This is a genomic window from Micromonospora sp. MGP-C2 (genome assembly GCF_057766525.1).
The window spans coordinates 6,500,547-6,513,614 of record NZ_JBYMEN010000002.1 but is presented as its reverse complement, the minus strand read 5'-3'; the positions used below and the strand labels follow the sequence as shown (position 1 = coordinate 6,513,614).

Here is a 13,068-nt window from a genome sequence, read left to right as displayed (position 1 = left end):
CGCCCGCGCGACGGGGGCCGCGCACCTAGGGTGGGCTCATGCGATTCGACCAGCACACGGTCGTCCTCCTGGCCCGACCGTCCCACCCGCCGGAGCTGCCGCAGGACGCGATCGACCGGTTGCAGGCCGCGCACCTGGCCCACCAGGCCGGGCTGGTGGAGCAGGGGCTGGTCCTCGCGACCGGACCCTTCCTGGACACCGACGACGACCGGCTGCGGGGCTTCGTCGTGCTCTCCATCGCCCCCGACGAGGCGCGTGACCTCTACGCCAACGACCCGGCCGTGCGCGCCGGACGGCTGGACGTGCGGGTGATGAGCTGGATGGTGCCGGAAGGCAACGTGCGGTTCGAGGGCGTGCCGATCCCCCGGTCGATGCTGGAGGTGGCGGCGGGCGACTGACTCAGCCGGGCAACGAACCGATCTCGACCACCCGCAGGGCGTCCAGCTCTCCGGTGATCACCCGCAGCGCCGGAAAGTAGTCGGCCAGCACCTGCCGGCAGTCGCCGCACGGCTCGTTGACGTCGCGGCCCCGGTCGGCGACCGTGACGATCGTCTCCAGCTCGGTGACGCCCTGCGTGGCGGCTGTGCCGATCACCACGAGTTCGGCGCAGGACCCGCCGGTGGCGTGGTGGACGTTCACGCCCGTGAAGACCCGCCCGTCGGCGGTCCGGGCGGCCGACGCGACGGTGTGGTGCTGGCTGCGGCAGCGCAGCTTGGCGACCGCGGTGGCGGCCTGCACCAACGCACGGTCGGTGTCCCGCAGCTCCATCTCGGCCCCCAACGCTCGACGTCGAGCGCCCACTCTAGGTGCCGCCCAGGGACGTCCACGGACCGGCCGCGCGGTAACCCAGGGGCGGTACGCCGCCGGGCTGCCTATCCTTGGGCACGAGATGCAGAATCCAACCGCCTCCGTCGCGACCGACCCGGTTCGCGAGCTGCACCGCCGCCTGACCCCTCTGATGTTCCGCGACCAGCGCCGGCTCCAGCGGCGGCTGGACGGTGCCCGAAAGCTGCGCGACCCGCAGCGCCGGGAGGCGGCGCTGGCCGAGATCACCGCCGACCTGGTCCGGGCCGAGCAACGGCTCGCCAACCGCCGAGCGGCGGTGCCCGTGATCACGTACCCGGCGGGGTTGCCGGTCAGCGAGCGCAAGGACGACATCGCCGCCGCCATCCGTGATCACCAGGTGGTGATCGTGGCGGGCGAGACCGGCTCCGGCAAGACCACCCAGATCCCCAAGATCTGCCTGGAGCTGGGCCGCGGGGTGCACGGCCTGATCGGGCACACCCAGCCCCGACGGTTGGCCGCCCGCACGGTGGCCGACCGGATCGCCGACGAGCTGGGCACCGAGCTGGGTGACGTGGTCGGCTACAAGGTGCGCTTCACCGACCAGGTCAGCGAGCGCAGCCTGGTCAAGCTGATGACCGACGGCATCCTGCTGGCCGAGTTGCAGACCGACCGGATGCTGCGCCAGTACGACACGTTGATCATCGACGAGGCGCACGAGCGCAGCCTCAACATCGACTTCATCCTCGGGTACCTGCGGGAGCTGCTGCCCCGCCGACCCGACCTCAAGGTGATCATCACCTCGGCGACCATCGAGACCGACCGGTTCGCCCGGCACTTCGCCGGGCCACCAACGGCCGACGAGCCGGAGGGCGTGCCCGCGCCGGTGGTCGAGGTCTCCGGGCGTACCTATCCGGTGGAGGTGCGCTACCGGCCACTCGTCGAACTCGCCGAGGGCGAGGAGGACGGCGACGGCGACGAGGAGAACGTCCGCGACCAGATCCAGGCGATCGGCGACGCAGTCGAGGAGCTGGCCGCCGAGGGCCCCGGTGACATCCTGGTCTTCCTCAGCGGTGAGCGGGAGATCCGGGACACCGCCGACGCGCTGGGCAAGCTGGTGCAGAAGAAGCGCTCGCTGCTCGGCACCGAGATCCTGCCGCTGTACGCCCGGCTCTCCTCCGCCGAGCAGCACCGCGTCTTCGCCGCGCACAGTTCACGCCGGGTGGTGCTCGCCACCAACGTCGCGGAGACCTCGCTGACCGTGCCCGGCATCAAGTACGTGGTGGACCCGGGCACCGCCCGCATCTCCCGCTACTCCAGTCGCCTGAAGGTGCAGCGGCTGCCGATCGAGCCGGTCTCCCAGGCGTCGGCCAACCAGCGCAAGGGCCGCTGCGGCCGCACCTCGGACGGCATCTGCATCCGCCTCTACGACGAGCAGGACTTCGAATCCCGTCCCGAGTTCACCGACCCGGAGATCCTGCGCACCAACCTGGCGTCGGTCATCCTCCAGATGACGGCGATCGGGCTCGGCGACCTCGCCGCGTTCCCGTTCATCGACCCACCGGACAAGCGCAACATCACCGACGGCGTCAACCTGCTGCACGAGCTGGGCGCGTTGGACCCGACCGAGGCGGACCCGGCGAAGCGGCTCACCGCGCTGGGCCGGCGCCTGGCCCAGTTGCCGGTCGACCCGCGCCTGGCCCGGATGGTGGTCGAGGGTGAACGCAACGGTTGCGCCACCGAGGTGTTGGTGATCGCCGCCGCGCTCTCCATCCAGGACCCGCGCGAGCGGCCGGCGGAGAAGCAGGCCCAGGCCGACCAGGCGCACGCCCGGTTCGCCGACAAGGAGTCCGACTTCGTCGCCTACCTCAACCTGTGGCGCTACCTGCGCGAGCAGCAGCGGGAGCTGTCCTCCAGCGCGTTCCGCCGGATGTGCAAGGCGGAATACCTGAACTACCTGCGGATCCGCGAGTGGCAGGACATCGTCAGCCAACTGCGTCAGGTCCTGCGTACCCCGTCCGAGGGCGACCGGCGCGGCGGGCGGCCGGCGCGCGACACCGGCGACGGCGCGGACGCCGGCCGGGGTGAGGGCCGCCGTGGCGGCGCGGACCTGCCGGAGGAGATCGACACCCCGAAGGTGCACCAGTCGCTGCTGCCCGGCCTGCTGTCGCACATCGGGCTCAAGGACGCCCAGAAGCACGAGTACCTGGGTGCGCGGGGGGCGAAGTTCGCGCTCTTCCCCGGCTCGGCGCTGTTCAAGAAGCCGCCGCGCTGGGTGATGGCCGCCGAACTGGTGGAGACGTCCCGGCTGTGGGGCCGCATCGCCGGCCGGGTCGAGCCGGAGTGGGTCGAGCCGCTGGCGCAGCACCTGGTCAAGCGCAGCTACAGCGAGCCGCACTGGGAGAAGAAGCAGGCCGCGGTGATGGCCTACGAGAAGGTCACCCTGTACGGCGTCCCGCTGGTCAGCTCGCGCAGTGTCAACTTCGGGCGGATCGACCCGACGTTGAGCCGGGAGCTGTTCATCCGACACGCCCTCGTCGAGGGCGACTGGCAGACCCACCACCAGTTCTGGGCGGACAACAAGCGGCTGCTCGCCGAGATCGAGGAGCTGGAGAGCCGGGCCCGTCGTCGGGACATCCTGGTCGACGACGAGACCATCTTCGGCTTCTACGACCAGCGGATCCCGGCCGACGTGTCCTCCGGGCGGCACTTCGACAGCTGGTGGAAGAAGACCCGCCGGGAGCAACCCGACCTGCTCACCTTCACCCGTGACCTGCTGATCAACGACGGCCGGCCGGGGGTGGACGAGGACGACTACCCGGACGAGTGGCAGACCCAGGGGGTGACGCTGCCGCTGACGTACCGCTTCGAGCCGGGCACGCCGACCGACGGCGTCACCGTCGACATCCCGCTGCCGCTGCTCAACCAGGTGCCGGCGGAGAGCTTCGACTGGCAGGTGCCGGGGCTGCGCGAGGAGACCGTGATCGCGCTGATCCGCTCACTGCCCAAGGCGATCCGTCGCAACTTCGTGCCGGTGCCGGACTACGCGCGGGCCGCCCTCGCTGCCATCACCCCGGGCGAGGAGCCGTTGCTGGACGCGCTCACCCGCGAGCTGCGCCGGATGACCGGGGTCACCGTGCCCCGGGACGCGTGGGAGCCGGCCAAGCTGCCGGCCCACCTGCGGGTCACCTTCCGGGTGCTGGGCGACGACGAGAAGCCGGTCGCCGAGGGCAAGGACCTGCCGGCCCTGCAACGTCAACTGCGGCAGGAGGTACGCCAGGTGGTGGCGGCCGCCGCGCCGGAGGTGGCCCGGACCGGGCTGCGCGAGTGGAGCATCGGCACGCTGCCCCGCAGCATCGAGCAGGTCCGCGCCGGCTACGCAGTCACCGCGTACCCGGCGCTGGTCGACGAGGGCGCCACGGTCGGGGTGAAGGTGTTCGACTCCCCCGCCGAGGCGGAGGCGGCGCACTGGGCCGGCACCCGCCGGCTGCTGCGGCTCACCGTGCCGTCCCCGGCGCGGTTCCTGCAGGGGCGGCTGAACAACGAGGCGAAGCTGGCGCTGAGTCGCAACCCGCACGGCGGCGTGCAGGAGCTGATCGAGGACGCGGCGGGCGCGGCCATCGACCGGCTGATCGGCGACGCCGGTGGGCCGGCGTGGGACGCCGAGGGGTTCGCGGCGCTGCGGGAGAAGGTCCGCGCCGACCTGGTCGACACGGTGGTCGAGGTGATGGACCGGGTACGCAAGGTTCTCGCCGCCGCGTACGCCGTGGAGCAACGCCTCGGCGCCACCCGCAACCTCGCCGTGGTGGCCGCGTTGGCCGACATCCGCGGCCAGCTCGCCGGGCTGGTGCACGCCGGGTTCATCACCGAGACCGGGTACGCGCGCCTGCCCGACCTGCTGCGCTACCTCACCGCCATCGAACGTCGGCTGGACCGCCTCGGTGGCAACCCGCAGCGGGACCGCCAGCAGCAGGACCGGATCGCGGCGGTGCAGAAGGAGTACGCCGACCTGCTCGCCGCCCTTCCGCCGGCTCGCCGGCAGGAGACCGCCGTCCGGCAGATCCGCTGGATGATCGAGGAGTTGCGGGTGAACGTCTTCGCCCAGGCGCTGGGCACCCCGTACCCCGTCTCGGAGCAACGGATCTACCGCGCGATGGACGACGCCGAGGGTCGCTGACCGGGCCGACCGCTCAGAGCCGGCCGGGCCGCTCTGGCCCGGCCGGGTCAGGTCAGGGGCTCCACGCCGGGCGGCAGCTCGCCACGGTCGATCGCCGACTGGATGTAGTCGAGCAGGATCCGCCGCAGTTCCCGACCGGCGTGGGTCGGGACGATGTCGCGGCGGCGGGCCACCGCGATGATCCGCCGCACCCCGGGCGGAGCGAGCGGCGTGATCCGCACGCCGGGGCGACGGGCGAGCACGATGCCCGGCACCAGCGCGATGCCCAGCCCCGCCTCGACGAAGCTGAGGACTGCGTCCATCTCGCCGCCGTCCACCGCGAAGGTCGGTTCGAAGCCTGCCTCCCGACAGGCCTGGATGGTCGCGTCCCGCAGGTCGTAGCCCTCCCGGAACATGACCATCGGCTGGTCCCGCAGGTCGGTGATCCGCAGCTCCCCGGTCAGCGACGCGGTCGGCACCTCCCCCACCGAGGCCACCACCAGGCTCTCGCGCAGGATCGGATCGACACGCAGCCCGGGGTCGGCGCCCTGGGCCGGCATGATGATGAGGGCCAGGTCGAGGTCGCCGCGGAGCAGGTCGCGCACCAGATCCTGGGAGCCACCCTCCTCGACCTTGAGGTCGACGGTGGGGTGCGCGTCGCGAAACCGACGCAGCACCGGCGGGGCGAGCGAGGTGGCCAGGCTCGGGGTGGCGCCGAGCCGGACCCGACCGCGGCGCAACCCCACCAGCTCCTGCACCTCGCGGGTGGCGGTGTCCACGTCGGCGAGGATCCGGGTGGCCAACGGCAGCAGCACCTCACCGGCGGCGGTGAGGGCGATGTTGCCCCGTACCCGCTCGAACAATGGCGCCCCGAGGTCGGTCTCCAGAGCGTGAATTTGCTTACTGAGAGAAGGCTGAGTGATGCCTACGAGATCGGCGGCTTGGGTGAAATGTCGTACTTCGGCCACCGCGACGAAGTACCGAAGCTGATGGAGCTGCATCTACATAGCCTACGGCTATCAACACTGCGAGTTTGATGCATTGGACGACTGATCGAAGTGCTCCTAGCGTCGGTTGCGTGGTAATGACGAAAACTCGGTCGCCCATCCGCTCGAACGTCGGCCTCAAGGCCGTCATGGCGGTGACGGGCATCCTGCTGGCGCTGTTCCTGATCGCCCACATGCTCGGGAACCTCAAGGTGTTCACGGGGGAAACCTCGTTCGACCACTACGCGCACTGGCTGCGCGACATCGGCAAGCCGCTGCTGCCCGGCGTCTGGTTCCTCTGGATCCTGCGCACCGTGCTGGTGGTCGCGGTCGTCGCCCACATCGTCGCCGCCACCGTGCTGGCCATGCGCGCCCGCGCCGCCCGCCCGGTCAAGTACGCCCACCGCAAGAAGGTCCACGGCAGCTACGCGGCCCGCACGATGCGCTGGGGTGGAGTGATCATCCTGCTCTTCGTGATCTACCACATCCTGGACCTGACCACCGGCACGCTGAACCCGGTCGGCGACGCCAGCAAGCCGTACGGCAACGTCGTCGCCGACTTCGCGCCCGAGCGCTGGTACGTCACGCTCTTCTACACGCTCGCCATCGTCGCGGTGGGCTTCCACCTGCGCCACGGCGCGTTCAGCGCGTTCCGCAGCCTCGGCCAGCAGACGCCGCGTGGCGAGCGTCGGGCGCGTACCGCAGCTCTGGTCTTCGCCGTGCTGCTCTGCGCCGGGTACCTGGTGGTCCCGTTCGCCGTACTCACCGGATTGGTGTCCTGACATGGAACTCTTCACCGAGGGCGACCCGATCGCCGACACCAAGGCTCCCGCCGGCCCGGTCGAGAAGCGCTGGGAGACCCGCCGCTTCGAGGCCAAGCTGGTCAACCCCGCCAACCGCCGCAAGATGACGGTGATCGTGGTCGGCACCGGCCTCGCCGGTGGCTCGGCCGCGGCGACCCTGGCCGAGCAGGGCTACCACGTCAAGTCCTACTGCTACCAGGACAGCCCGCGCCGGGCGCACTCCATCGCGGCACAGGGCGGCATCAACGCGGCCAAGAACTACCGCAACGACGGCGACTCCGTACACCGACTGTTCTACGACACCGTCAAGGGCGGCGACTTCCGCTCCCGCGAGTCGAACGTGCACCGGCTCGCCGAGGTCTCCGTCAACATCATCGACCAGTGCGTCGCCCAGGGCGTGCCGTTCGCCCGCGAGTACGGCGGCCTGTTGGACACCCGCTCCTTCGGCGGCGCCCAGGTGCAGCGCACCTTCTACGCCCGGGGCCAGACGGGTCAGCAGCTGCTGCTCGGCGCGTACCAGGCGCTCGAACGGCAGATCGGCCTGGGCAACGTCGAGATGAACACCCGGCACGAGATGCTGGAGCTGGTCCTCGTTGACGACAAGGCCCGCGGCATCGTCGTCCGGGACATGGTCACCGGCGAGATCAGCACCGAGATGGCCGACGCCGTCGTGCTCGCCTCCGGCGGCTACGGCAACGTCTTCTACCTCTCCACCAACGCCAAGGGCTGCAACGTCACCGCCACCTGGCGGGCGCACCGCAAGGGCGCGTACTTCGCCAACCCCTGCTACACGCAGATCCACCCGACCTGCATCCCGGTCTCCGGCGACCACCAGTCGAAGCTGACCCTGATGAGCGAGTCGCTGCGCAACGACGGCCGGGTCTGGGTGCCGAAGACCAAGGGTGACGACCGCAGCCCCAAGGACATCGGAGAGGACGAGCGGGACTACTACCTGGAGCGGATCTACCCCTCCTTCGGCAACCTGGTCCCCCGCGACATCGCCTCCCGCGCCGCGAAGAACGTCTGCGACGAGGGCCGGGGCGTCGGACCGACCAAGCTCGGCGTCTACCTCGACTTCGCCGACGCGATCAACCGGCTGGGCCGCAAGGCCATCGAGGCCAAGTACGGCAACCTCTTCGAGATGTACGAGCGGATCACCGGCGAGGACCCGTACGAGGTGCCGATGCGGATCTACCCCGCCGTGCACTACACGATGGGCGGCCTGTGGGTCGACTACGACCTCCAGTCGAACATCCCCGGCCTGTTCGTGATCGGTGAGGCCAACTTCTCCGACCACGGCGCGAACCGCCTCGGCGCCTCGGCGCTGATGCAGGGCCTCGCCGACGGCTACTTCGTGCTGCCCACCACCATCGCCAACTACCTGGCCTCCGGCCCGCTGGAGAAGGTCGACGCCAGTCACCCGGCGGCGGTCGAGGCCCGCACCGACGTCGAGGACCGCGTCCAGCGGCTGCTCGCGGTCAACGGTGACCGGACCGTGGACTCGTTCCACCGGGAACTGGGCCAGATCATGTGGGAACACTGCGGCATGGAACGCAGCGAGGCCGGGCTGCGCAAGGCGATCGACGAGATCCGCGGCCTGCGCGAGCAGTTCTGGCAGCGGGTCAAGGTGTCCGGCACCGGCGAGGAACTCAACCAGTCGCTGGAGAAGGCCGGCCGGGTGGCCGACTTCTTCGAACTGGCCGAGCTGATGTGCATCGACGCCCTGCACCGTGAGGAGTCCTGCGGCGGCCACTTCCGGGCCGAGCACCAGACGCCCGACGGTGAGGCGCAGCGCGACGACGACCGGTTCGCGTACGTGGCGGCCTGGGAGTTCACCGCCGACGGCGAGCCCTCGGTGCTGCACAAGGAAGACCTGAAGTTCGAATACGTCCACCCCACGCAGCGGAGTTACAAGTGAACCTGACCCTGCGCATCTGGCGCCAGAAGGGCCCTGAGGACAAGGGTCGGATGGTGACCTACCCGGTCGACGACGTGTCCCCGGACATGTCGTTCCTGGAAATGCTCGACGTGCTCAACGAGCGGCTGATCCTCGCCGGCGAGGACCCGGTGGCGTTCGACCACGACTGCCGCGAGGGCATCTGCGGCATGTGCGGCCTGATGATCAACGGCGACGCGCACGGGCCGCAGCGCGGCACCACTGCGTGCCAGCTGCACATGCGGCAGTTCACCGACGGCGAGACGATCGACATCGAGCCGTGGCGGGCCAGCGCCTTCCCGGTCATCAAGGACCTGGTCGTCAACCGGAGCGCCTTCGACAAGATCATCGCGGCTGGCGGCTACGTCACCGCGCCGACCGGCAGCGCGCCCGAGGCGCACTCCACCCCGGTCGCCAAGGCCAACGCGGACGCCGCCTTCGAGTCGGCGGCCTGCATCGGCTGCGGCGCGTGCGTGGCAGCCTGCCCGAACGGCTCCGGCATGCTCTTCACCGCCGCCAAGCTCACCCAACTCTCATTGCTGCCGCAGGGCCAGCCGGAGCGGTACACCCGGGTGATCGGCATGGTCGACGCGCACGACGAGGCCGGCTTCGGCGGCTGCACCAACGCCGGCGAATGCACCCCGGCCTGCCCGAAGGGCATCCCGCTGAACACCATCGGCCGACTCAACCGCGACTACCTCGCGGCCACCGCGAAGGGCGCCGGCAACACCCCCGGTTCCTGAGGCCACCGCACGACGCCGGACCGCCGTACCCCTGCGCTGTTTTCGGGGGTACGGCGGTCCGGCGTTTGTCTGTGGCTCGGCGTGCGGTCCTCGGCTCGGCGTGCTGGCCTTGGCTCGGCGTTCGGTTTCTGGTTGCGGTGGGGCTGGGGCGACCGCACCCATCCACTGAGAGGCAGAACCGAGAACAACCCGGACATCGGAGAGCACAGCAGGTTCAAGTGCCCGAGCCCGGGTAGCAGTCTTTCGAGACCGCGTGAGAAGGGACGAGGGACATGAAGGCACTGACCTGGCAGGGCAAGCGGGACGTACGGGTCGAGGAGGTGCCGGACCCTCGGATCGAGGAGCCGACCGACGCGATCGTGAAGATCACCTCAACTGCGATCTGCGGCTCCGACCTGCACCTGTACGAGGTTCTCGGGCCGTACCTGAAGCCGGGTGACGTCCTGGGCCACGAGCCGATGGGGATCGTCCAGGAGGTCGGGTCGGGCGTGACCGGGCTCAAGCCCGGCGACCGGGTGGTGATTCCGTTCAACATCTCCTGCGGGAGTTGCTGGATGTGCCAGCGGCAGCTCTACGCGCAGTGCGAGACCACCCAGGTCACCAGCGAGGGCAAGGGCGCGGCGCTGTTCGGTTACACCTCGCTCTACGGTTCGGTGCCGGGCGGGCAGGCCGAGTACCTGCGCGTCCCGCAGGCCCACTTCGGGCCGATCAAGATCCCGCAGACCGGCGCTGACGAGCGTTACCTCTACCTGTCCGACATTCTGCCGACCGCCTGGCAGGCGGTGAAGTACGCGGACACCCCGCCGGGAGGCACCCTGGCCGTCTTCGGGTTGGGCCCGGTCGGGCAGTTCTGCGCACGGATCGGCCGCCACCTCGGCGCGGGCCGGGTGATCGGGTTGGACCTGGTGCCGGAGCGGCTGGAGTTGGCCCGCCGGCACGGCATCGAGGTGCTCGACGTGAGTGAGCTGTCCGACGTGCCGGGCGCGTTGATCGACCTGGTCGACGGTCGCGGTCCGGACGCGGTGATCGACGCGGTCGGGATGGAGGCGCACGGTTCGCCGGCGGGGAAGTTGGCTCAGACCGCCGCCGGGCTGTTGCCGGACAAGCTGGCCCAGACGATGACCGACCGGGCGGGCGTGGACCGGCTGTCCGTCCTGCACGCCGCACTCAAGGCGGTTCGCCGTGGCGGCACCGTGTCGCTGTCCGGCGTGTACGGCGGCGAGGCGGACCCGATGCCGCTGATGGAGATGTTCGACCGGGGCATCCAGTTGCGGATGGGGCAGTGCCACGTGCGCCGGTGGACCGACGACATCCTGCCGCTGCTCTCCGGCGACGACGACCCGCTGGGTGTGGAGGACCTGCGCACCCACCGGATGCCGCTGAGCCAGGCGCCGCAGGCGTACGAGATGTTCCAGAAGAAGGACGACGGCTGCATCAAGGTCGTGCTCGAACCATGAGTGCGAGGAGTGAGCCGGGGTTGCGAGCCCCGCAGTCACGAATGCAGCCGGTGCCGTGAGCCGAGTGGTCGTGATCGTGGGCGCGAGCAGCGGGATCGGCCGGGCGACGGCCCGGGAGTTCGCCGAGCGCGGCGACCGTCTGGTCCTCGCCGCTCGCGCCACCACGACCCTGGCCGAGGTACGCGCGGAGTGCGCCGACGTCGACGTGTTGACCGTGCCGACCGACGTCACCGAGCCGGGCGCGCTGGACGCGCTCGCCGACGCGGCGACCGAGCGGTTCGGTCGCATCGACGTCTGGGTGCACACGGCGGCGGTGATGGCCTACGGTCGCTTCGACGAGCTGCCCGGGCGGGTCTTCGACCAGGTGGTACGGACCGACCTGCTCGGCGCTGCCGGCTCGGTGCGGGTGGCGCTGCGGCACTTCCGGGCCGCCGGGGCCGGCACTGTCGTCCTCACCGGCTCGGTGCTCGGCCACATCACCGCCCCGAACATGAGCGCGTACGTGGCGAGCAAGTGGGGTTTGCAGGGTCTGGTCCGCACGGTGCAGCAGGAGTTGCGCGACAGCCCGGAGATCCGGATGTGTCTGGTCAACCCGGGCAGCGTGGACACACCGGTGTACCAGCAGGCGGCCAACTACCTGGGCCGGGTCGGGCGACCTCCGCCGCCGGTCGCCAGCCCTCATCGGGTGGCCCGGGCCATCGTGAACTGTGTGGACCGTCCCCGTCGGGAGGTGTCCGTGGGCCGGCTCAACGTGGTGATGCGGGTCGGGTTCATCGTGCTGCCGGGCGTTTACGACATCCTCGTCGGGCCGTTGATGCGGCTGGCCGGCCTGAGTGGACGGTCGATTGCCGCGAACGACGGCTCGGTCTTCGCCCCGAACCCGGCCGGTGAGGCGGTACGCGGCGGTCATCTGCCCGACCTGCGGCAACTCGTGTCCGGGCCGGCGAGCGCAGTCGGAGCGGCAGTGCGCCGACGATTCGGCTGACCTGTTCGGAGTTGTTCGGGACTGTTCTGGGGGCATTGTGGATCGATCAACTCGCCTAGGGTGGTGGGCCAGCAAGCGCTCTGGCGCACCACGATGGGGGAGACGATCGACCATGCGACTGAACCGCAGAACGGCACTCGGGTTGGGCACGGTGGCCACCGCCGGCACGGTGCTGGGCGCCGCCTCCTCGGCGAGCGCCGCCGAGAGCACCGAGGTCACCCCGACCACCCCTGCCCGGGCAGCCCGCCGGGTGGCCGCCGTCTTCGCCAAGCACAGCGTTGAGGCCGGCGGCAACTGGCAGGCGTACGTCAGCGTCGCCGACCCGGCCGGCACGCCGGTGGTGGCGGTGGAGGCCGACGCGGACCGACGGATCGAGGCGTACAGCGTCAACAAGATCGCGGTCGCCACGGCGGTGCTCGACAAGGTCGACCGGGGGTTGCTCACCCTGGACCAGCAGGTCGAGGTGAGCGCGGCGATCGTCGTGCCGGGTGGTGACGGCATCTTCAGCCTGGACGGCGCGTACCCGAGCATGGTGACCCTCGGGCACGTGCTGGCCAATCTGCTGACCGTCTCGGACGACACGGCTGTGCGGCTGTGCGGGCTGGTCGCCCCGGCTGCCGAGATCAACTCCATCCTGGTCGCCAAGGGTTTCCCGAACACCCAGGTTGAGCCGGTGGCCAACCCGAACCGGTTCTTCCTCGGCACCAGCACCCCGCGCGAGACGCACGACCTGCTGCGCGCCCTGGTCGGCGGCACGCTGCTCTCCCCCGCCTCGACCACGTACCTGTTGGGTCTCCTGCGTTCCCCGGTGGCCTTCACCGACGGCATCCGGCGCACCATGTCCTCGGACGAGCGGGCCCGGATCGCCACCAAGGCCGGCTGGTACGCCGACGCCCGGCACGAGGCCGGCGTGATCTTCGACCGCTCCGGTGCGGCCGTGCTCACCTACGCGCTCTTCGCCGACGGGCAGGCCAACCCGGAGGACTTCGGCGCCACCCACCCTGCGGTCCAGGCCCGGGCAGCCATGGGCCCGAAGTTCCTGGCCGCGGTGGACCGGATCGCGGGCGTGGGCCGGACGTTCCGGATCACCGCCCGGCGCCCCAGCAACGGCGGCTAGAGCCCGTCCCGGGTCGGTCGCCGCTGCCGGCGATCGACCCGGCGTGGCGACCGCCGAGGCACGGACCGATCCGGGTGACTACCGTGTAGGGCGGACACGTCG

Annotated in this window: 10 protein-coding genes; 8 read left to right on the top strand and 2 right to left on the bottom strand. The window is 70.7% G+C overall.

The window, feature by feature from the left end; translation table 11 throughout:
- Positions 1–38: 38 nt before the first annotated feature.
- Positions 39–398 carry a YciI family protein gene (locus AC3CF1_RS29895; RefSeq protein WP_488451781.1) on the top strand — a complete coding sequence of 120 codons (360 nt, stop codon included), beginning with the start codon at positions 39–41 and terminating at the stop codon, positions 396–398.
- Position 399: 1 nt separating this feature from the next.
- On the opposite strand, the gene AC3CF1_RS29890 is transcribed toward AC3CF1_RS29895, so the two are convergent.
- Positions 400–768 (bottom strand): cytidine deaminase family protein, encoded by a 369-nt coding sequence (locus AC3CF1_RS29890; RefSeq protein ID WP_141908708.1) that lies wholly within the window; start codon positions 766–768, stop codon positions 400–402.
- Between the two features lie 121 nt (positions 769–889).
- On the opposite strand from AC3CF1_RS29890, the gene hrpA reads away from it, so the two are divergent.
- The gene (hrpA, locus tag AC3CF1_RS29885; protein WP_488451779.1) at positions 890–4,960 is read left to right on the top strand and encodes an ATP-dependent RNA helicase HrpA; all 4,071 of its coding nucleotides are present in this window, start codon (positions 890–892) and stop codon (positions 4,958–4,960) included.
- A 47-nt stretch (positions 4,961–5,007) separates the two neighbouring features.
- On the opposite strand, the gene AC3CF1_RS29880 is transcribed toward hrpA, so the two are convergent.
- Positions 5,008–5,940: a LysR family transcriptional regulator gene (locus AC3CF1_RS29880; RefSeq protein WP_488451778.1), complete on the bottom strand. Its 933-nt coding sequence runs from the start codon at positions 5,938–5,940 to the stop codon at positions 5,008–5,010.
- A gap of 83 nt (positions 5,941–6,023) precedes the next feature.
- Between AC3CF1_RS29880 and AC3CF1_RS29875 the strand changes: the two genes are divergently transcribed.
- The 6 genes from AC3CF1_RS29875 (at position 6,024) to AC3CF1_RS29850 (ending at position 12,966) form a co-directional block, all read left to right on the top strand.
- Positions 6,024–6,707: a succinate dehydrogenase cytochrome b subunit gene (locus tag AC3CF1_RS29875; protein WP_488451777.1), complete on the top strand. Its 684-nt coding sequence runs from the start codon at positions 6,024–6,026 to the stop codon at positions 6,705–6,707.
- Position 6,708: 1 nt separating this feature from the next.
- Positions 6,709–8,646: a fumarate reductase/succinate dehydrogenase flavoprotein subunit gene (locus AC3CF1_RS29870; protein ID WP_141908705.1), complete on the top strand. Its 1,938-nt coding sequence runs from the start codon at positions 6,709–6,711 to the stop codon at positions 8,644–8,646.
- Positions 8,643–9,407 (top strand): succinate dehydrogenase/fumarate reductase iron-sulfur subunit, encoded by a 765-nt coding sequence (locus AC3CF1_RS29865; protein WP_088947260.1) that lies wholly within the window; start codon positions 8,643–8,645, stop codon positions 9,405–9,407. The genes AC3CF1_RS29870 and AC3CF1_RS29865 overlap by 4 nt, the downstream gene beginning before the upstream one ends.
- Before the next feature lie 272 nt (positions 9,408–9,679).
- On the top strand, positions 9,680–10,864 hold the full coding sequence (locus AC3CF1_RS29860) for a zinc-dependent alcohol dehydrogenase (RefSeq protein WP_488451775.1): 1,185 nt from the start codon (positions 9,680–9,682) through the stop codon (positions 10,862–10,864).
- A gap of 55 nt (positions 10,865–10,919) precedes the next feature.
- Positions 10,920–11,849, top strand: a complete 930-nt coding sequence (locus tag AC3CF1_RS29855; RefSeq protein ID WP_488451774.1) for an SDR family NAD(P)-dependent oxidoreductase — start codon at positions 10,920–10,922, stop codon at positions 11,847–11,849.
- Positions 11,850–11,961: 112 nt separating this feature from the next.
- Entirely contained in the window at positions 11,962–12,966 is a 1,005-nt protein-coding gene (locus tag AC3CF1_RS29850; RefSeq protein ID WP_088947257.1) for a serine hydrolase, read from the top strand.
- Positions 12,967–13,068: the final 102 nt, after the last annotated feature.